Genomic DNA, 18618 nt, shown 5'->3' with positions numbered 1-18618 from the left:
GACCGCGTTGTTTTTTTCGCGGGCAAGCGCGCTCCTACACTGTGATCAACGGGTTGCTTACACCTTGAAGCGCGCAACCATCCCGTTCAAATCCACGGCCAGACGCGACAGCTCGTTGCTCGCTGCGCTGGTCTGATTGGCGCCGGTGGCGGACTGAGTCGACAGATCCCGGATGTTGACCAGGTTGCGGTCCACTTCCCGAGCGACTTGGGCCTGCTCTTCCGCCGCGCTGGCGATGACCAGGTTGCGTTCATTGATTTCCACGACAGCGCTGTTAATGGTGTCCAGCGCGAGGCCTGCGCCCTTGGCGATGTTCAGGGTCGATTCCGCACGCTCGGTGCTGCTGCGCATGGAGTTCACAGCCTGCTCGGTACCGCCCTGGATGCTGCCGATCATGCGTTCGATTTCGCTGGTCGATTGCTGAGTGCGGTGGGCGAGGGCGCGAACTTCGTCGGCGACCACAGCGAACCCGCGACCGGCTTCACCCGCGCGGGCAGCTTCGATGGCGGCGTTGAGGGCCAGCAGGTTGGTCTGATCCGCCAGGCCGCGAATCACATCCAGCACCTTGCCGATGTCACGGGACTCGTCCGCCAGATTGCCGATTAACGTGGACGTGCTCTGCACGTCGGTGCTCATGCGTTCGATGGCGCTGACCGTTTCCTGCACCAGATCACGGCCATCGCTGGCCGACGTCGTAGCGTTTTTCGACGCTTCCGAAGTGCTCACAGCGTTGCGTGCGACTTCTTCCACGGCGCTGGTCATCTGGTTGACCGCAGTAGCGGCCTGTTCGATTTCGTTGTTCTGCTGGGACAGGCCACGCGCGCTTTCGTCGGTGACAGCGTTCAGCTCTTCCGCTGCCGAAGCGAGCTGGGTCGCCGAACCGGAAATGCGCTGCAGGGTGTCACGCAGCCTGGACTGCATTTTCAACATCGCGGCCAGCAAGCGGCCCGCTTCGTCACTACCGTCCACCGTGATGGTGCGCGTCAGGTCGCCTTCGGCAATGTCTTCAGCGGCATTCAGTGCCGAAGCGATGGGGCGGGTGATGCTGTTGGTCAGCAGCCAGGCGAACAACAAGGTCAGCGCAGTGGCAATGATCAGCAGCGTGACGACCATCGTGAACGCGGTCGAATACTGTTGAGTGGCAGTCGCACTGGCTTCATTGAGCTGTTGGGTGTTCATCTCGACCAGCTTGGCGAGCACCACGTTCATCTGGTCCGAATTGGTCTGCAGATCCGCGCTGAGCAGGCGGGTCAGCTCGGTCATGTCGTTGGCCTGACTCAGCGTCTTCATCCGGCTTTCCAGCTGCCGGTAGTCGTTGAGCAGTTGGACGTACTGGTCGTAGGTCGACTGTTCTTCCGGCGCGGAGATCAGCTTGACGTAGATTGCCCGGGCGTCGTCGATCTGCTTGTTGCGCATGGCAAGCAATTCACTGGTCTTCTGAAGCGTGTCGGGATCGCGGTTGAGCATCAGGCGATAGGACAGAACGCGCAGACGAATGCTGCCTTCGATCAGTTTGTCCAGCGCCTTGATGCTCGGCATGCTGTTAGTGGCCATGACAACGTTGGCGTTGTTGATCTTGTTCATTTGCGACAGGGCAAAGATGCCCAGAATCAGCATCAGCAGGCCGATGACGGAAAAACCGAGAAAGGCGCGGGGCGCGATATTCAAATTACGTAGGGACATTACGGTTCCAGGGAGGCCGCGATCCATGCGAGGCGAAAGATAGAAGGGTCAGAGATGCACGGGTTATCGGTCGGTCCCATGGGGACTTGATGCCACTGGTCTGCGCTGTGCGGTTATGTCGCAGCCGTTTGATCTGACGAACAGCAGGAACAAGATCGCAAAAATGGAGTCAATCAGGGCCGTTATGCGTTTGCGGAATTGAGTTGCAGAGATGCTTGTTGGTCGGTGTAGTGGCGTGAATGCCCTGATTTCACTGGTAGCTAAAGTGACTTTTCTTTATCGTACGCGCCCTTTGAAATTTGCCTGAGATATCAAAATGTTGGAAGCATCCCTAAGCCAGTTGGAAAAGCTCGTCAGTGACCTGGTACAGCACAACCAGGAGCTGCAGAACACGAACGCGCGACTCGCCGAAGAGTTGAAACAAGCCAGGGATGACAACGACAGTCTGCAGTTGAGCCTGATGGAGCAGGAAGAGAAACAGGGTGCGACGGCTGCGCGCATTCAGGCGCTGGTTGATCGCGCCACCAGCGTCAGTGCGGTCGACGCATGATCACGGATCAGGACGGCGCCAAGGTTATTTCCATCCTTGGCAACGACTACACGATCAAGGCACCTGCCGGGCAAGAGCAGACCTTGATGGACGCGGTATCAATGCTGAAATCGGCGCTGTTTGAAACCAAGCGAAGTTACCCGACGCTGATCGGCGACCGTTTGCTAGTGCTGGCGGCGCTGAACCTGTGTTCAAAGCAGATCGAACTCAAGCAGCAACACGCCCAAGCGCTGAGCCGTTACGAAGATAAGGTCAGCGCAACGGTTGAAGTGATCGAGAAGGTGATCGCTAAGGGGTGAAGGGCTCTTCCGACTGGCGTTAAGGGGCGCGGCTGCCGCCGCACTTAGATCCGCGTCATCGTTGATCGCGGGCAAGCGCGCTCCTACACGCCATGCACTGCCTGACTAGGCGCCCATCACCAACCGAATGTCCGCTGCCAGTTCCCGCACGCGGGCTTCTTCGGTGTCCCACGAGCACATGAAGCGCGCTCCGCCGACGCCGATAAAGGTGTAGAAGCGCCAGCCTCGCGCAGTAAGCGCGGCAATGGCCGCTTCCGACAATTGCAGGAAAACGCCATTGGCCTGCACCGGGAACATCAATTCAACGCCCGGAATATCTTTCACCAGATCAGCCAGCAACTGCGCGCAGCTATTCGCGTGGCGTGCGTGTTTGAGCCAGGCGTGGTTTTCCAGCAAACCCACCCACGGCGCTGACAGGAAACGCATTTTTGAGGCGAGTTGACCGGCCTGTTTGCAGCGATAGTCGAAGTCTTCGGCGAGCTTGTGGTTAAAGAACAGGATCGCCTCGCCCACCGCCATGCCGTTTTTGGTGCCACCGAAGCACAGCACATCAACCCCCGCTTTCCAGGTCAGCTCGGCAGGCGAGCAACCGAGGAAGGCGCAGGCATTGGCGAAGCGGGCGCCGTCCATGTGCAGGTTCAAGCCCAGCTCTTTGCAGGTCTCGCTGATGGCTTTGAGCTCTTCCGGCTGATAGACACTGCCCACTTCTGTGGCCTGGGTCAGCGTGACAACGCGGGGTTTCGGATAGTGGATATCGGCGCGTTTGAGCGCAACTTCCCGGATGGAATCGGGTGTCAGCTTGCCGTTCTCGCTGCGTGCGGTCAGCAGCTTCGAGCCGTTGGAGAAGAACTCCGGCGCGCCGCATTCGTCCGTTTCGACGTGGGCGGTTTCCGAGCAAATGACGCTGTGGTAACTCTGGCAGAGCGAGGACAGCGCCAGGGAGTTGGCCGCGGTGCCGTTGAAGGCGAAAAACACCTCGCAGTCTGTTTCGAACAACTGACGGAATTGATCGGCCGCGCGCGCTGTCCACTGGTCGTCGCCGTAGGCACGCTGGTGCCCGTGGTTGGCTTGCTCCATGGCCGCCCACGCCTCCGGGCAGATTCCCGAATAGTTGTCGCTGGCAAACTGCTGGCTTTGGTCTGACATGGCCGGTTCCCTGTAATCGAAGGCTGCGACTGTAACCAAAGTTGACCGGTTTGGTCATGCATTCTTGCGTCAGAAAATTCAGCCAGACAGCGAAGTGATATGACCGAACCGAAATCAATGACCACACCTGTGCGGGATCGCGCGCTGGACCTGCTCAAGTGGCTGGCGATGCTGAGCATGGTGATGGACCACCTGCGCTATGTCGGCTGGCACGCCAATTGGCTCTATGTGCCGGGACGACTGGCGTTTCCGTGGTTTTGTCTGGCCATTGCGGTCAACTTAGTGCGCACTGGCCGGCGTGATGTTGAGTCTCCGGTTAAGTGGAAGTATCTGACATGGCTGGCGGTGTTTTCTGTGGTCGCCGAGCTGCCGTACAGGATTTACATGGCGGGTGAGGTCACTACGCTCAATGTGCTGCCGACGCTGGCGCTGGGTTTGCTGGTGGCGCAGGGAGGGTTGAGTCGGTCATGGCCGGCGAGGCTGCTGGGTATCGCTGCCTTGGCTGTTGGTGTTCTGTTTGGGCCGCAGTTGATGTTCGGGATGTATGGGGTGTTGCTGCCGCTGGCGTTTGTGCTCGTGCTGCGCACGTCTTTGTGGCTGGCGGTCGTGCCGGGGATTGTCTGTTTATTGAGCAACGAGTGGCCGAAAATCATCGACGGCATGCTTTGGGGCGATCCGATTTCCGTCGGGGCGCTGGCGGCTTGTCTGCTGGCACCGCTGATGGGATTAGCGATTCTGCGCTGGCGCCCGGCATTTAGTGTGTGGCCTATGCGGCGGTGGGCGTACCTGATTTATCCGATGCATTTTTTGCTGTTGTTTGGGCTGCGGCAGATCATCGAATGACGGCGATGTCGCGGACATGATCGTTCCCTCGCTCTGCGTGGGAATGCATCCACTGACGCTCCGCGTCACAGCGATGGACGCAGAGCGTCTCGGGCGGCATTCCCACGCAGAGCGTGGGGACGATCAAGCCAGTCCCACTATTTAATCGCGGTGACTCAGTGGGACCGGCTTCAGCCGGGAAGAGGCCCGTGTGAGCACCCTCAATTTCGCAGTATCGCTCTAGACAAACCGCCGTCCCCGCCCGTATCTTCCGCCTCAGGCCACCGCAGTGGCCAGCGTCGCTCGGACGGTTCCGGGCGCTTACGTCTTCAGAGGTTTCCATGGCAGACCAAGGTTCGCCGCGCCGTTTCGCGCGCATCGATCGACTCCCCCCTTACGTGTTCAACATCACCGCCGAGCTCAAAATGGCTGCTCGTCGCCGTGGTGAGGACATCATCGACCTGAGCATGGGCAACCCCGATGGGGCAACGCCGCCGCACATCGTCGAGAAACTGGTCACCGTCGCCCAACGTGAAGACACTCACGGCTACTCGACTTCGCGTGGCATCCCGCGTCTGCGTCGGGCGATTTCCACCTGGTACAAAAAACGCTACGACGTCGACATCGACCCTGAAGATGAAGCCATCGTCACCATTGGCTCCAAAGAAGGCCTGGCGCATCTGATGCTCGCCACGCTGGATCAGGGCGACACCGTTCTGGTCCCTAACCCCAGTTACCCGATTCACATTTATGGCGCCGTTATCGCTGGCGCCCAGGTGCGTTCCGTGCCGCTGGTGCCGGGCGTGGACTTCTTCGCCGAGCTGGAAAAAGCCATTCGCGGCTCGATCCCCAAACCGAAGATGATGATCTTGGGCTTCCCGTCCAACCCGACTGCTCAATGCGTCGAGCTGGACTTCTTCGAGCGCGTCGTTGCGCTGGCCAAACAGTACGACGTGCTGGTGGTTCATGACCTGGCCTATGCCGACATCGTCTACGACGGCTGGAAAGCCCCCTCGATCATGCAGGTGCCCGGCGCCAAAGACATCGCCGTCGAATTCTTCACCCTGTCCAAGAGCTACAACATGGCAGGCTGGCGCATCGGCTTCATGGTCGGCAACCCCGAGCTGGTCAACGCGCTGGCCCGGATCAAGAGCTACCACGACTACGGCACGTTCACGCCGCTGCAAGTGGCCGCCATTGCCGCGCTGGAAGGCGATCAACAGTGCGTGCTCGACATCGCCGAGCAGTATCGCCAGCGCCGTAACGTGCTGGTCAAAGGGCTGCATGAGCTGGGCTGGATGGTCGAGAACCCGAAAGCCTCAATGTATGTCTGGGCCAAGATTCCTGAGGCTTACGCGCATTTGGGGTCGCTGGAGTTTGCGAAAAAACTGCTGGCCGAAGCCAAGGTCTGCGTGTCGCCCGGTGTCGGTTTTGGTGAATACGGCGACGACCACGTGCGCTTCGCTCTGATCGAGAACCAGGACCGGATTCGTCAGGCCGTGCGGGGTATTCGCGGGATGTTCAGGGCGGATGGGCAGTTGCCTGTAAAACTGGTCTGATAGCGACATCGCTCCACCCAGATCCCCGGCCTCGTCCGGGGATTTTTGTTTTCACGCCCCGCAGAATCGCGCAAATCCCGCTCCTCATCCCCCCATGTCGTAAACGCGCCTTTGTGTGGCGTGCGTAGGCATCTGGGCTGTCAGTGTCAGCCATACCATCGTGGCCAAAGGGCAGTTCAAGGCCCTGTCGATCATTCAGGCGCCGCGCCGCCGCTGGGAGAACCGCGATGTTCAGCAAGCAAGACCAGATCCAGGGTTATGACGATGCACTGTTGGCGGCGATCGGTGCCGAGGAGCAGCGTCAGGAAGACCACATTGAGCTGATCGCCTCGGAGAACTACACCAGCAAGCGCGTGATGCAGGCCCAGGGCAGTGGCCTGACCAACAAATACGCCGAGGGTTATCCCGGCAAGCGCTACTACGGCGGCTGCGAGCACGTCGACAAGGTCGAGCAACTGGCGATCGATCGCGCCAAGCTGCTGTTTGGCGCCGACTACGCCAACGTTCAGCCGCACTCCGGTTCGTCGGCCAACAGCGCAGTTTACCTGGCGCTGCTGCAAGCGGGCGACACCTTGCTGGGCATGAGCCTGGCCCATGGCGGTCACCTGACCCACGGCGCCAAAGTGTCGTCCTCGGGCAAGCTGTACAACGCCGTTCAATACGGCATCGACGTTGCCACCGGCCTGATCGATTACGACGAAGTCGAACGACTGGCCGTCGAGCACAAACCGAAGATGATCGTTGCCGGTTTCTCGGCTTACTCCAAAACCCTGGATTTCCCGCGCTTTCGTGAGATCGCCGACAAAGTGGGCGCGCTGCTGTTTGTTGACATGGCCCACGTCGCCGGTCTGGTCGCTGCCGGTCTGTACCCGAACCCGCTGCCGTACGCCGATGTAGTGACGACCACCACCCACAAAACCCTGCGCGGTCCCCGTGGCGGCTTGATCCTGGCCAAGGCCAACGAAGAGATCGAGAAGAAGCTCAATTCCGCCGTATTCCCAGGTTCCCAGGGCGGCCCGCTGATGCACGTGATTGCCGGCAAGGCCGTGTGCTTTAAAGAGGCCATGGAGCCCGGATTCAAAGCCTATCAACAGCAAGTGATCGACAACGCCCAGGCCATGGCGCAGGTGTTCATCGATCGCGGTTACGACGTTGTTTCGGGCGGGACGGATAACCATCTGTTCCTCGTCAGCCTGATTCGTCAGGGCCTGACCGGGAAAGATGCCGACGCTGCGCTCGGTCGAGCGCACATCACCGTCAACAAGAACGCCGTGCCAAACGATCCGCAATCGCCGTTCGTGACGTCGGGCCTGCGCATCGGCACCCCCGCCGTGACCACGCGCGGTTTCAAAGTTACCCAGTGCATCACGCTGGCAGGCTGGATCTGCGACATTCTCGACAACCTCGGCGACGCCGATGTCGAGGCCAATGTTGCCGAGCAGGTCTCTGCGCTGTGCGCCGATTTCCCGGTTTACCGCTGAGTCAGGAGTCGCACCATGCAGCATTACTCGGGCTTCGGCCTCTTCAAACACTCCCTCAGCCACCACGAAAACTGGCAGCGCATGTGGCGCACGCCGACCCCAAAAAAGGTCTACGACGTGGTCATCGTAGGCGGCGGCGGCCACGGTCTGGCAACGGCGTATTACCTGGCCAAAGAGCACGGCATCACCAACGTGGCCGTGGTCGAGAAAGGCTGGCTGGGCGGCGGTAATACCGCGCGCAACACCACCATCGTGCGTTCCAACTACCTGTGGGACGAATCGGCGCACTTGTACGAACACGCGATGAAACTGTGGGAAGGCCTGTCTCAGGACATCAACTACAACGTCATGTTCTCTCAGCGCGGCGTTTACAACCTGTGCCACACCCTGCAGGACATGCGTGATTCCGAGCGCCGGGTCAGCGCCAATCGCTTGAACGGCGTCGACGGCGAGCTGCTCAACGGCAAGCAAGTGGCGGAAGAGATTCCGTACCTCGACTGCTCGAAAAACACCCGTTACCCGATCATCGGCGCCACCGTGCAACGTCGCGGCGGTGTGGCGCGTCATGACGCCGTGGCCTGGGGCTACGCCCGCGCCGCCGATGCGTTGGGCGTGGACCTGATTCAGCAGACCGAAGTGACCGGCTTTCGCAAGGAAAACGGCGTGTGCATTGGCGTCGAAACCAACAAGGGCTTCATCGGTGCCAAACGCGTCGGTGTGGTGACGGCCGGCAACTCCGGCCACATGGCCAAGCTCGCCGGCTTCCGTCTGCCGGTGGAATCCCATCCGCTGCAAGCGCTGGTGTCCGAGCCGATCAAGCCCATCATCGACAGCGTGATCATGTCCAACGCCGTACACGGCTACATCAGCCAGTCCGACAAGGGCGATCTGGTGATCGGTGCCGGTATCGACAGCTGGATCGGCTACGGCCAGCGCGGCTCGTACCCGGTGATCGAGCACACCATTCAAGCCATCGTCGAGATGTTCCCTGTGCTGTCGCGGGTGCGCATGAACCGCCAGTGGGGCGGCATCGTCGACACCACGCCGGACGCCTGCCCGATCATTTCCAAGACGCCTGTGCCGAACATGTTCTTCAACTGCGGTTGGGGCACCGGTGGCTTCAAGGCCACCCCGGGCTCGGGCAACGTGTTTGCCGCCAGTCTGGCGAAAGGCGAAATGCACCCGCTGGCCAAACCCTTCTCAATCGACCGGTTCCACAACGGCGCGCTCATCGATGAGCATGGCGCCGCTGCGGTTGCGCACTAACCCACTCACAGGAGAAATCCCATGCTGCACATCTTCTGTCCTCACTGTGGCGAACTGCGCTCCGAAGAGGAATTTCACGTCTCCGGTCAGGCCCACATCCCGCGTCCGCTGGACCCGGCGCCCTGCACCGACGAGGAGTGGGGCGACTACATGTTCTTCCGCGACAACCCGCGCGGTCTGCACCACGAGTTGTGGATTCACGCAGCGGGCTGCCGTCAGTACTTCAACACGACGCGTGACACCGTGACCTACGAAATTCTCGAAACCTATCCGATCGGCACGCAGCCGCAGTTCGTCAATCCGGCACCTGCGATCAGAAAGGGAGATCAGGTATGAGCCAGTCCAATCGCCTGCCCAACGGCGGCCGCATCGATCGCAGCAAGGTCCTGAATTTCAACTTCAACGGCCAGACCTATCAGGGCTTCGAAGGCGACACACTGGCCGCAGCCTTGCTCGCCAACGGTGTCGACATCATCGGCCGCAGCTTCAAGTACTCCCGACCTCGCGGCATCTTCGCGGCAGGTTCCGAAGAGCCGAACGCCGTTCTGCAGATCGGCGCCACCGAAGCCACGCAGATCCCCAACGTGCGCGCCACGCAACAGGCGTTGTACTCGGGCCTCGTCGCCACCAGCACCAACGGCTGGCCGAGCGTAAACACCGACATGATGGGCATTCTCGGCAAGGTCGGTGGCAAGCTGATGCCGCCGGGTTTCTACTACAAAACCTTCATGTACCCGCAATCGTTCTGGATGACTTACGAGAAGTACATCCGCAAGGCCGCGGGCCTGGGGCGTTCGCCGACCGAGCTGGATCCGGACACCTACGACAACATGAACCAGCACTGCGACGTGCTGGTGGTCGGCGCCGGGCCTGCAGGTCTGGCCGCTGCACTGGCTGCCGCACGCAGCGGTGCGCGAGTGATCGTGGCGGACGAGCAGGAAGAATTCGGCGGCAGCCTGTTGGACAGCCGCGAAAGTCTGGACGGCAAACCGGCGGCGGACTGGGTGGCGACGGTAGTGGGCGAACTCAAAGGCCTGCCCAACGTCACGCTGCTTCCCCGGGCCACGGTGAACGGCTATCACGACCACAATTTCCTGACCATTCACGAGCGGCTGACCGATCACCTCGGTGATCGCGCGCCGATCGGTCAGGTGCGTCAGCGCATGCACCGGGTTCGCGCCAAGCGCGTGGTTCTGGCGAGCGGCACCCACGAGCGTCCACTGGTTTACGGCAACAACGATGTGCCGGGCAATATGCTGGCCGGCGCCGTCTCCACTTACGTGCGCCGTTATGGCGTGGCGCCGGGCAAGAAACTGGTGCTGTCGACCAACAACGATTACGCCTACCGCGTGGCGCTGGACTGGCTCGATGCCGGCTTGCACGTGGTGGCCGTCGCCGATGCGCGTCACAACCCGCGCGGCGCGTTGGTCGAAGAAGCCCGCGCCAAAGGCATTCGGATCCTGACCGGCAGCGCCGTCGTGGAAGCCCGTGGCAGCAAGCGCGTCAGTGCCGCCCGCGTAGCAGCCATCGACGTCAAAGCACACAAAGTCACCAGCCCGGGCGAGTGGCTGGACTGCGATCTGGTTGCCAGCTCCGGTGGCTACAGCCCGATCGTTCACCTGGCTTCGCACCTCGGCGGCAAGCCGGTCTGGCGCGAAGATATCCTCGGTTTCGTGCCGGGCGACGCGCCGCAGAAACGCGTCTGCGTCGGCGGTGTCAATGGCGTCTACGCCTTGGGCGACTCGCTGGCCGACGGCTTTGAAGGTGGTGTTCGTGCCGCCAGCGAAGCCGGGTTCAAACCGGTCGAAGGCGTACTGCCCAAAGCCTTGAGCCGCGTGGAAGAACCGACACTGGCGCTGTTTCAAGTCCCGCACGAGAAGGGCACCGCCCGTGCGCCGAAGCAGTTCGTCGACCTGCAGAACGACGTCACCGCAGCGGCCATCGAACTGGCGACCCGCGAGGGTTTCGAGTCCGTCGAGCACGTCAAACGCTACACCGCGCTGGGTTTCGGTACCGATCAGGGCAAGCTCGGCAACGTCAACGGGCTGGCGATTGCCGCCCGTTCGCTGAACGTGTCGATCCCGGAAATGGGTACCACCATGTTCCGCCCGAACTACACGCCGGTGACCTTCGGCGCCATTGCCGGACGTCACTGCGGTCACATCTTCGAGCCTGTGCGCTTCACCGCGCTGCATGCCTGGCACGTGAAGAACGGCGCCGAATTCGAAGACGTCGGGCAGTGGAAACGTCCTTGGTATTTCCCGAAAGCCGGTGAAGACATCCACACCGCCGTGCGCCGCGAATGCAAGGCCGTGCGCGACAGCGTTGGTCTTCTGGACGCATCGACGCTGGGCAAGATCGACATTCAAGGACCGGATGCACGGGAGTTTCTGAACCGCATCTACACCAACGCCTGGACCAAGCTTGATGTGGGCAAGGCGCGTTACGGCCTGATGTGCAAGGAAGACGGCATGGTCTTCGACGACGGTGTGACCGCTTGCATCGCCGACAACCACTTCATCATGACCACCACCACCGGTGGCGCCGCACGCGTGCTGCAGTGGCTGGAAATCTATCAACAGACCGAATGGCCCGACCTGCAGGTGTACTTCACCTCGGTCACCGACCACTACGCGACCCTGACCCTGTCGGGCCCGAACAGTCGCAAGCTGCTCAGCGAAGTGACCGATATCGACCTGGGCCGTGAAGCGTTCCCGTTCATGACCTGGAAAGAAGGTCTGGTGGGTGGTGTGCCGGCGCGGGTGTTCCGGATTTCGTTTACCGGTGAGCTTTCCTACGAAGTGAACATCCAGGCCGACTACGCCATGGGCGTTCTGGAAAAAATCGCCGAAGCGGGCAAGCCGTACAACCTGACCCCGTACGGCACTGAAACCATGCACGTCCTGCGCGCCGAGAAGGGGTTCATCATCGTGGGCCAGGACACCGACGGCTCGATGACCCCGGACGATTTGAACATGGGCTGGTGTGTCGGCCGTACCAAGCCATTCTCGTGGATCGGCCAGCGCGGCATGAACCGTGAGGACTGCGTGCGGGAAGATCGCAAGCAGCTCGTCGGCCTGAAGCCGATTGATCCGAACAAATGGCTGCCGGAAGGCGCGCAATTGGTGTTCGATCCGAAGCAGTCGATCCCGATGAAGATGGTTGGCCACGTGACGTCGAGTTACGCGGCGAACTCGCTGGGCTATTCGTTCGCCATGGGTGTGGTGAAGGGCGGGCTGAAGCGCATGGGTGAGCGGGTGTTTGCGCCATTGGCGGATGGGTCGGTGATCGAGGCGGAGATCGTGTCCTCGGTGTTCTTCGATCCGAAGGGTGATCAGCAGAACGTGGAGTGATCGGGTGGGCGCGCGCGGTGTGTCTGACACGTCGCGATCGCCTGATCGGTTCGCCAGCAAGCCGGCTCCTAAAGAATGCGCTCAATGTCCCAACCCGGAACGAGATCAATTGTAGGGGCGCGCTTGCCCGCGAAAATACGTACATCCGATAAAGCTCGGTCGTCAGAAATACCATTCGCGGGCAAGCGCGCTCCTACAAGGTTCGCGCTCACTGAAACAACAGAATTCAACACAGGTGCTCTATGACCACAGCCAACGTTTACCAACAGCGGCCAGCGACCGAGGCCAAAGCCGAGTCGCCGCTGTTTCATGCTGACCTTCAGAACCTGATCGGCAAGGGCCGCAGCAATCCGGGCGTCGTGCTGCGGGAGAAAAAACTGCTCGGCCACCTGACCATCCGTGGCAATGGTCACGATCCGGCGTTCGCGGCCGGCGTGCACAAGGCATTGGGCATGGAGTTGCCGGGTGCGCTGGCGCTGGTGTCCAGCGGCGACAGTTCGATCCAGTGGCTTGGCCCGGATGAGTGGCTGCTGATCGTGCCGACCGGTGAAGAATTCGCCGTCGAGCAGAAGCTGCGCGAGGCGCTCGCCGGTTCGCACATCGCTATCGTCAACGTCAGCGGCGGGCAATCGCTGCTGGAGCTGACCGGCCCGAAGGTCCGCGAAGTGCTGATGAAGTCCACCAGCTACGACGTGCACCCGAACAATTTTCCGGTGGGCAAGGCCATCGGCACGGTGTTCGCCAAATCGCAGCTGGTGATCCGCCGAACCGGTGAAGAGACCTGGGAACTGGTTATCCGCCGCAGCTTCGCCGATTACTGGTGGCTGTGGTTGCAGGACGCGAGCGCGGAGTATGGTTTGGGCGTTGCTGCCTGATTCCGGGTTTACCCCACAGTGGAGCATGCTGACCGTTCCCACGCGCCGCGTGGTAACGCCGCCCGCGAAGCTCCGCGTCACTCGAAGATGGACGCAGAGCGTTCTGAACTGCATTCCCACGCGGAGCGTGGGAACGATCAAGGAATACCTATGAGCCGCGCCCCCGATACCTGGATTCTGACCGCCGACTGCCCCAGCGTGCTGGGCACGGTGGACGCGGTGACGCGTTACCTCTTCGAGCAGGGCTGTTACGTCACCGAGCACCATTCGTTCGATGATCGGCTGTCCAGCCGCTTTTTCATTCGCGTCGAGTTCCGTCAGCCGGAGGGATTTGACGAAGCATCCTTCCGTTCAGGCCTGGCTGAGCGCGGCGAATCGTTCGGCATGATCTTCGAGCTTACCGCGCCGAACTATCGTCCAAAAGTGGTGATCATGGTCTCCAAGGCCGACCACTGCCTCAACGATCTGCTCTACCGCCAGCGCATCAATCAGCTGTCCATGGACGTGGTCGCCGTCGTCTCCAATCACCCGGACCTCGAACCGCTGGCGCGCTGGCACGAGATTCCCTACTACCATTTCCCCCTCGACCCGAACGACAAACCGGCGCAGGAAGCCAGGGTGATGAAAGTGATCGAAGACACCGGCGCCGAATTGGTGGTGCTTGCCCGCTACATGCAAGTGCTGTCGCCGGAGCTGTGCCGCAAGCTCGATGGCAAGGCGATCAACATTCATCACTCGTTGCTGCCGGGCTTCAAGGGTGCCAAGCCCTATCACCAGGCTTACAACAAGGGCGTGAAACTGGTCGGCGCGACAGCCCATTACATAAACAACGACCTCGACGAAGGGCCGATCATCGCCCAGGGCGTCGAAGTGGTAGACCACAGTCACTACCCCGAAGACCTGATCGCCAAGGGCCGCGACATCGAAGGCCTGACCCTGGCACGCGCAGTGGGATACCACATTGAGCGGCGCGTGTTTCTCAATGCCAACAGGACGGTGGTGCTGTAAGCACCCGCCGCTTCGCCGCTTCGCGGCATCGCGAGCAAGCTCACTCCTACAATCGAACGCGATCAACTGTAGGAGTGAGCTTGCTCGCGATGACGTAATAAAAAACGACACAAGATTTAGCGCAACACAACGCAACACCCCAGAGCAATCAGTGCGTTGCCGCAGAATACTGGCAACGCATAACTCCGCTATACAGCTGTATTCATAACAACAATCAGCGAGGTGAAAGCATGTCTGGTAATCGTGGTGTGGTGTATCTCGGCTCAGGCAAAGTCGAAGTGCAGAAAATCGACTATCCCAAGATGCAGGACCCGCGCGGCAAGAAGATCGAGCACGGGGTGATCTTGCGCGTGGTTTCCACCAACATTTGTGGTTCCGATCAACACATGGTGCGTGGCCGAACGACTGCCCAGGTCGGCCTCGTACTGGGTCACGAAATCACTGGTGAAGTGATCGAGAAGGGCAGCGACGTCGAAAACCTCAAGATCGGTGATCTGGTGTCCGTGCCATTCAACGTCGCCTGCGGCCGTTGCCGCTCCTGCAAAGAACAACACACCGGCGTCTGCCTGACCGTCAACCCGGCCCGTGCCGGCGGTGCCTACGGTTATGTCGACATGGGCGACTGGACCGGCGGTCAGGCCGAATACGTGCTCGTGCCGTACGCCGACTTCAACCTTCTCAAGCTTCCCGATCGCGACAAGGCGATGTCGAAGATCCGCGACCTGACGTGCCTCTCTGACATCCTGCCAACCGGCTACCACGGCGCGGTCACTGCCGGTGTTGGCCCGGGCAGCTCGGTGTACATCGCCGGTGCCGGTCCGGTGGGTCTTGCCGCTGCCGCATCAGCACGCTTGCTCGGCGCGGCAGTCGTGATCGTCGGTGACGTCAATCCAGTGCGTCTGGCACACGCCAAGGCCCAGGGTTTCGAAATCGCCGACCTGTCCAAGGACACCCCGCTGCACGAGCAGATTGCCGATCTGCTGGGTGAGCCTGAGGTGGACTGCGCTGTCGACGCCGTGGGCTTCGAAGCGCGCGGCCATGGACACGCTGGCGCCAAGGCCGAGGCACCGGCCACTGTACTCAACTCGCTGATGGGTGTGGTTCGCGTCGCCGGCAAGATCGGCATCCCTGGCCTATACGTGACAGAAGACCCAGGCGCCGTGGACGCTGCCGCCAAGGTCGGCGCGCTGAGCATTCGTTTCGGCCTGGGCTGGGCGAAATCCCACAGCTTCCACACCGGGCAGACGCCGGTCATGAAGTACAACCGTCAACTGATGCAGGCCATCATGTGGGACCGCATCAACATCGCCGATGTGGTGGGCGTGGAAGTTATCAGCCTCGACGACGCCCCGCGCGGTTACGGCGAGTTCGATGCCGGTGTGCCGAAGAAATTCGTCATCGACCCACACAAGCTGTTCAGCGCCGCGTGATCTTCTGACGCTCACAAAAGGCGACCTACGGGTCGCTTTTTTTATGCCTGACGTAGGGCTCTAACCCGACATTTGTAGGGCGTTTCTGAAAATAGTTGAGGAGCCTTTGAATTCCATTCCTGCTTGTTTCAGCTGCCTTATCGCCGTGTTATTTGTCCGGCCGGTTTTTCAGGTGGCGGGTCATGCATGTTTGTCGAGTGGGTTAGAACATCGATTCATTTCCTCGTCGCAATGCCGCTCATTGTTTTGCCTGCCACGCTGACGAGCGCTCACCTTGAGCCCGTTTCGTCGGGCTGGGCATCGTCGGAGATGTTCTTTGAAAACCCCAACGCCTGCATCTGGGCCGGGGTTGCGCCGCCGGTATGCCAGGCCGGGTACCGCGCGGCTTACCGCCAGCATGTGCGCGTCGCACCGATCTACCGCGAGCTGGCGGACTGCGAGGCTGACTTCACCCCGGGTGAGTGTTTCGCTGCCGACGTTTCCCGGCTCTGGTCGCCCTGGCTCTCCGGTTTCGCGATCATCACCCAGGTTCAGCTGACATCCATCGGAGGCGGTCCCGACTCCCAAGTGCGCCTCTCCAGTGAACCGCTTTATCGCGGCGCCGATCATCAGGGTGGCACTCGGTTGATCAGCCTGCGCGAGAAGCTTCGCAACGGAGAGCATTTCGATAAGGCGTTCATTCGCCACCGGCTCCTGCAGGCGGGCTCGACGGCTGCGGATCAACGGCTGGCGAGGACCTTCGAGCCGCAGCGGTTGTTTTATGTCAGCAAACCCTGAGGCCCTGCGTGGAACTTCCATTCGAGGGGCGGTCCAACGCGTGTTTACCCGGCCACGGCCGGTCTCCCGGCAAACGAGGTTGTTGCGATGAAAGTTTCACTGAAAAACGTACGCGGTGCTGCGCTGGCGAGCCTGATGGCGCTGGCAGCCACGCCGGTCTTCGCTTTCAATCTGAATGATGCGGCCAATGCGGTTTCCAATGCCACCGGCGGCCAGCAAAAGGCAACTGCTGCGCCTGAGGCAGCCGGGCTGTTGAATACGCTAGGCACGCAATTGAACGTCACGCCGGAGCAAGCGGTTGGCGGCACCGGCGCTTTGTTGGGGCTGGCCAAAAACAAACTCGCCGGCAATGACTATTCGCAACTGAGCAAATCAGTGCCAGGCCTCGACCAACTGGCCGGCACATCGGCTCTCGGCAGCCTCAGCGGACTGGGTGGTCTGTTGGGCAACTCCGGTAGCAGCAACTCTGCCCTGGATAGCGCGCTGGGCAACGTGCAGAGCATGGGCGACGTGAACAAGGCGTTCGGCGCGCTGGGCATGAACAGCAGCATGGTCAGCCAGTTCGTGCCGGTGATTCTGCAATACCTCGGTCAGCAAGGCGCCGGTGGTTCAGCGTTGCAGGCGTTGAGTGGCGTCTGGGGCGCTAAGTAAGCCTCAGGTATTTTGTAGGAGCGCGCTTGCCCGCGAATGCATTCTGCCTGTGACGGATCGGGTGCCTGACGCGCCGCCTTCGCGGGCAAGCGCGCTCCTACAGTGCTAATGAATAGCGCCGCGCAACTCGGCGATCCGCGCATCCTTCTCTTCCCAAAGCCTGTTGACCCAGTCCTGCACATACACGCGGAACGCCGGGTCGTTCTCGTAATCGCCCTGCCACAGCGCAGGGTCGAGTTCGCGGGTCTTGATGTCGACGATCACCCGCGGCACCCGTCCTGAAATCAGGTCCCAGAACCCCGGAATGCGCTCGCCTGGATAGACGACCGTCACGTCGAGCACCGCGTCCAGTTGCTCACCCATCGCTGCCAGCACAAATGCGACGCCGCCTGCCTTGGGCTTGAGCAGATAGCGGTAGGGCGAAGCCTGATGAGCTTTCTTCGCCGGCGTGAAGCGCGTGCCCTCAAGGTAATTCACCACCGTCACCGGCTGACGTTTGAACAGTTCGCACGCTTCCCGGGTGATCTCCAGATCCTTGCCCTTCAGCTCGGGATGCCTGGCCAGAAACGCTTTCGTGTAGCGCTTCATGAACGGGTAATCGAGCGCCCACCACGCCAGCCCCAGGAACGGCACCCAGATCAGTTCTTTCTTGAGGAAGAATTTGAAGAAGGGCGTACGTCGATTCAACGCCTGCACCAGCGCCGGGATGTCTACCCACGACTGATGGTTGCTGATGACCAGGTAGGAAGTATCGCCACGCAGGCCTTCGTCGCCCCGAATTTCCCACCGGGTCGGCAGGCAAACTTTGAAAATCAGCTTGTTGATTTCACACCAGGTCTCGGCGATCCACATCACTGCCGCCGAGCAGTTGTCGCGCATCTCGCTCTGGAACACCAACTTGAGCAGCGCAAAGACCATCAGCGGGCCGATCAGCACCAGCGTATTGAGCAGAAGCAGCAGCGTGACGGCAATTCCGGTGAGCAGGTGACGCATAAGACACTCGCGGTCGACAGGGTGGCGCGCAATGATAAGCAGGCCGGGCGCCTGGCGCAAAAATCCCTGGCGACACCGACGAATGTTTCACGCGTTTGTCAGTAGGCTCCGGATTGCCTGGCTCGCTTGGCCCTCAGCGCGAAGCCTGGCGCGAACCATCGGCAAAGTTACGGTCTAAACCGATCACATGCCCCGCCCATTCATCACGAGGAATCAGATCCGTGAAATCCCTTCTGGCGCTTATGTCTTTGCTGGCGTTGCCTGTCATGGCTGCCGAACCGACGTTGTATGGCCGTTACGAATACATTCAGGTCTCGGAGATCGGCGAGACGTTCAAGGCCAAGATGGACACCGGCGCGTTGACCGCATCGCTGTCGGCCAAGGACATCGAACTGTTCAAGCGCGATGGCGATGACTGGGTGCGCTTCCGTCTGGCGACCAAGGACGCTGACAGCAAAGTGTACGAGCACAAGGTTTCACGCATCAGCCGGATCAAGGGCCGTTCCGAAGGCGAGGATGAAGAAGAACCGGCTGACCCGACCAAGCGCCCGGTCGTTGACCTCGAATTGTGCCTGGGCAACGTGAAACGCACCGTGGAGGTCAACCTCGTCGACCGCAGCCACTTCAATTACCCCTTGCTGATCGGCGCCAAGGCCCTGCGCGAATTCGGCGCGGCAGTTAACCCGGCCCGTCGTTATACGGCGGATAAGCCTGAGTGCTGATTG

At 60.9% G+C, this 18618-nt stretch carries 17 protein-coding genes; 14 read left to right on the top strand and 3 right to left on the bottom strand.

All coding sequences use genetic code 11. From position 1 onward, the window contains the following. Nucleotides 1–57: 57 nt before the first annotated feature. The gene (locus tag L4G42_RS26505) at nucleotides 58–1683 is read right to left on the bottom strand and encodes a methyl-accepting chemotaxis protein (RefSeq protein ID WP_237251595.1); all 1626 of its coding nucleotides are present in this window, start codon (nucleotides 1681–1683) and stop codon (nucleotides 58–60) included. 316 nt (nucleotides 1684–1999) lie between these two features. Between L4G42_RS26505 and L4G42_RS06390 the strand changes: the two genes are divergently transcribed. Together L4G42_RS06390 and L4G42_RS06385 are read left to right on the top strand one after the other, a co-directional pair. Continuing rightward, nucleotides 2000–2233: a hypothetical protein gene (locus L4G42_RS06390; RefSeq protein WP_237251594.1), complete on the top strand. Its 234-nt coding sequence runs from the start codon at nucleotides 2000–2002 to the stop codon at nucleotides 2231–2233. Continuing rightward, nucleotides 2230–2532: a cell division protein ZapA gene (locus tag L4G42_RS06385; RefSeq protein ID WP_237251593.1), complete on the top strand. Its 303-nt coding sequence runs from the start codon at nucleotides 2230–2232 to the stop codon at nucleotides 2530–2532. Before L4G42_RS06390 ends, L4G42_RS06385 begins: the two co-directional genes overlap by 4 nt. A 105-nt stretch (nucleotides 2533–2637) precedes the next feature. Here the strand turns inward: L4G42_RS06385 and L4G42_RS06380 are convergent, their stop codons facing one another. Continuing rightward, nucleotides 2638–3678, bottom strand: a complete 1041-nt coding sequence (locus L4G42_RS06380) for a threonine aldolase family protein (RefSeq protein WP_237251592.1) — start codon at nucleotides 3676–3678, stop codon at nucleotides 2638–2640. A gap of 99 nt (nucleotides 3679–3777) precedes the next feature. On the opposite strand from L4G42_RS06380, the gene L4G42_RS06375 reads away from it, so the two are divergent. The 11 genes from L4G42_RS06375 (at nucleotide 3778) to L4G42_RS06325 (ending at nucleotide 16900) form a co-directional block, all read left to right on the top strand. After that, complete coding sequence (locus L4G42_RS06375; protein ID WP_237251591.1) at nucleotides 3778–4521, top strand: TraX family protein; 744 nt, start codon at nucleotides 3778–3780, stop codon at nucleotides 4519–4521. A 320-nt stretch (nucleotides 4522–4841) separates the two neighbouring features. Then, nucleotides 4842–6059 (top strand): alanine transaminase, encoded by a 1218-nt coding sequence (alaC, locus tag L4G42_RS06370; protein ID WP_237251590.1) that lies wholly within the window; start codon nucleotides 4842–4844, stop codon nucleotides 6057–6059. A 227-nt stretch (nucleotides 6060–6286) separates the two neighbouring features. Continuing rightward, nucleotides 6287–7540, top strand: a complete 1254-nt coding sequence (gene glyA / locus L4G42_RS06365; protein ID WP_237251589.1) for a serine hydroxymethyltransferase — start codon at nucleotides 6287–6289, stop codon at nucleotides 7538–7540. Between the two features lie 15 nt (nucleotides 7541–7555). Beyond that, a complete protein-coding gene (locus L4G42_RS06360; protein WP_065991270.1) occupies nucleotides 7556–8806 on the top strand; it encodes a sarcosine oxidase subunit beta family protein in 1251 nt (416 codons plus the stop codon). 21 nt (nucleotides 8807–8827) lie between these two features. Next, nucleotides 8828–9142: a sarcosine oxidase subunit delta gene (locus L4G42_RS06355; protein WP_237259620.1), complete on the top strand. Its 315-nt coding sequence runs from the start codon at nucleotides 8828–8830 to the stop codon at nucleotides 9140–9142. Then, nucleotides 9139–12159, top strand: coding sequence for a sarcosine oxidase subunit alpha (locus L4G42_RS06350; RefSeq protein WP_237251588.1), 3021 nt, complete (start codon nucleotides 9139–9141; stop codon nucleotides 12157–12159). The genes L4G42_RS06355 and L4G42_RS06350 overlap by 4 nt, the downstream gene beginning before the upstream one ends. A gap of 242 nt (nucleotides 12160–12401) precedes the next feature. Next, nucleotides 12402–13034 (top strand): sarcosine oxidase subunit gamma, encoded by a 633-nt coding sequence (locus L4G42_RS06345; protein ID WP_237251587.1) that lies wholly within the window; start codon nucleotides 12402–12404, stop codon nucleotides 13032–13034. Between the two features lie 150 nt (nucleotides 13035–13184). Continuing rightward, nucleotides 13185–14042: a formyltetrahydrofolate deformylase gene (gene purU, locus L4G42_RS06340; RefSeq protein WP_237251586.1), complete on the top strand. Its 858-nt coding sequence runs from the start codon at nucleotides 13185–13187 to the stop codon at nucleotides 14040–14042. Between the two features lie 230 nt (nucleotides 14043–14272). Beyond that, nucleotides 14273–15472: a formaldehyde dehydrogenase, glutathione-independent gene (fdhA, locus tag L4G42_RS06335; RefSeq protein ID WP_237251585.1), complete on the top strand. Its 1200-nt coding sequence runs from the start codon at nucleotides 14273–14275 to the stop codon at nucleotides 15470–15472. Nucleotides 15473–15781: 309 nt separating this feature from the next. After that, nucleotides 15782–16249 carry a DUF1190 domain-containing protein gene (locus L4G42_RS06330; protein WP_237251584.1) on the top strand — a complete coding sequence of 156 codons (468 nt, stop codon included), beginning with the start codon at nucleotides 15782–15784 and terminating at the stop codon, nucleotides 16247–16249. Nucleotides 16250–16336: 87 nt separating this feature from the next. Then, entirely contained in the window at nucleotides 16337–16900 is a 564-nt protein-coding gene (locus tag L4G42_RS06325; protein WP_237251583.1) for a DUF2780 domain-containing protein, read from the top strand. Nucleotides 16901–17005: 105 nt separating this feature from the next. Here the strand turns inward: L4G42_RS06325 and L4G42_RS06320 are convergent, their stop codons facing one another. Next, nucleotides 17006–17893, bottom strand: a complete 888-nt coding sequence (locus tag L4G42_RS06320) for an acyltransferase (protein WP_237251582.1) — start codon at nucleotides 17891–17893, stop codon at nucleotides 17006–17008. A gap of 221 nt (nucleotides 17894–18114) precedes the next feature. Between L4G42_RS06320 and rloA2 the strand changes: the two genes are divergently transcribed. Further along, complete coding sequence (gene rloA2 / locus L4G42_RS06315) at nucleotides 18115–18615, top strand: retropepsin-like aspartic peptidase RloA2 (protein WP_237251581.1); 501 nt, start codon at nucleotides 18115–18117, stop codon at nucleotides 18613–18615. Nucleotides 18616–18618: the final 3 nt, after the last annotated feature.

It is taken from the genome of Pseudomonas petrae (genome assembly GCF_021728295.1).
In the GTDB taxonomy this organism is placed as follows: domain Bacteria; phylum Pseudomonadota; class Gammaproteobacteria; order Pseudomonadales; family Pseudomonadaceae; genus Aquipseudomonas; species Aquipseudomonas petrae.
Note: the sequence above shows the minus strand (reverse complement) of the source record. Positions and strands in the feature narration are given on the sequence as shown.

Coding starts and splice junctions, on each gene's coding strand:
- L4G42_RS06375 (WP_237251591.1), top strand. CDS start 3,778: ATGACCGAACCGAAATCAATGACCACACCTGTGCGGGATCGCGCGCTG.
- L4G42_RS06360 (WP_065991270.1), top strand. CDS start 7,556: ATGCAGCATTACTCGGGCTTCGGCCTCTTCAAACACTCCCTCAGCCAC.
- alaC (WP_237251590.1), top strand. CDS start 4,842: ATGGCAGACCAAGGTTCGCCGCGCCGTTTCGCGCGCATCGATCGACTC.
- L4G42_RS06345 (WP_237251587.1), top strand. CDS start 12,402: ATGACCACAGCCAACGTTTACCAACAGCGGCCAGCGACCGAGGCCAAA.
- L4G42_RS06390 (WP_237251594.1), top strand. CDS start 2,000: ATGTTGGAAGCATCCCTAAGCCAGTTGGAAAAGCTCGTCAGTGACCTG.
- fdhA (WP_237251585.1), top strand. CDS start 14,273: ATGTCTGGTAATCGTGGTGTGGTGTATCTCGGCTCAGGCAAAGTCGAA.
- L4G42_RS26505 (WP_237251595.1), bottom strand. CDS start 1,683: ATGTCCCTACGTAATTTGAATATCGCGCCCCGCGCCTTTCTCGGTTTT.
- L4G42_RS06325 (WP_237251583.1), top strand. CDS start 16,337: ATGAAAGTTTCACTGAAAAACGTACGCGGTGCTGCGCTGGCGAGCCTG.
- L4G42_RS06320 (WP_237251582.1), bottom strand. CDS start 17,893: ATGCGTCACCTGCTCACCGGAATTGCCGTCACGCTGCTGCTTCTGCTC.
- L4G42_RS06385 (WP_237251593.1), top strand. CDS start 2,230: ATGATCACGGATCAGGACGGCGCCAAGGTTATTTCCATCCTTGGCAAC.
- L4G42_RS06380 (WP_237251592.1), bottom strand. CDS start 3,678: ATGTCAGACCAAAGCCAGCAGTTTGCCAGCGACAACTATTCGGGAATC.
- L4G42_RS06350 (WP_237251588.1), top strand. CDS start 9,139: ATGAGCCAGTCCAATCGCCTGCCCAACGGCGGCCGCATCGATCGCAGC.
- L4G42_RS06355 (WP_237259620.1), top strand. CDS start 8,828: ATGCTGCACATCTTCTGTCCTCACTGTGGCGAACTGCGCTCCGAAGAG.
- purU (WP_237251586.1), top strand. CDS start 13,185: ATGAGCCGCGCCCCCGATACCTGGATTCTGACCGCCGACTGCCCCAGC.
- L4G42_RS06330 (WP_237251584.1), top strand. CDS start 15,782: ATGTTCTTTGAAAACCCCAACGCCTGCATCTGGGCCGGGGTTGCGCCG.
- glyA (WP_237251589.1), top strand. CDS start 6,287: ATGTTCAGCAAGCAAGACCAGATCCAGGGTTATGACGATGCACTGTTG.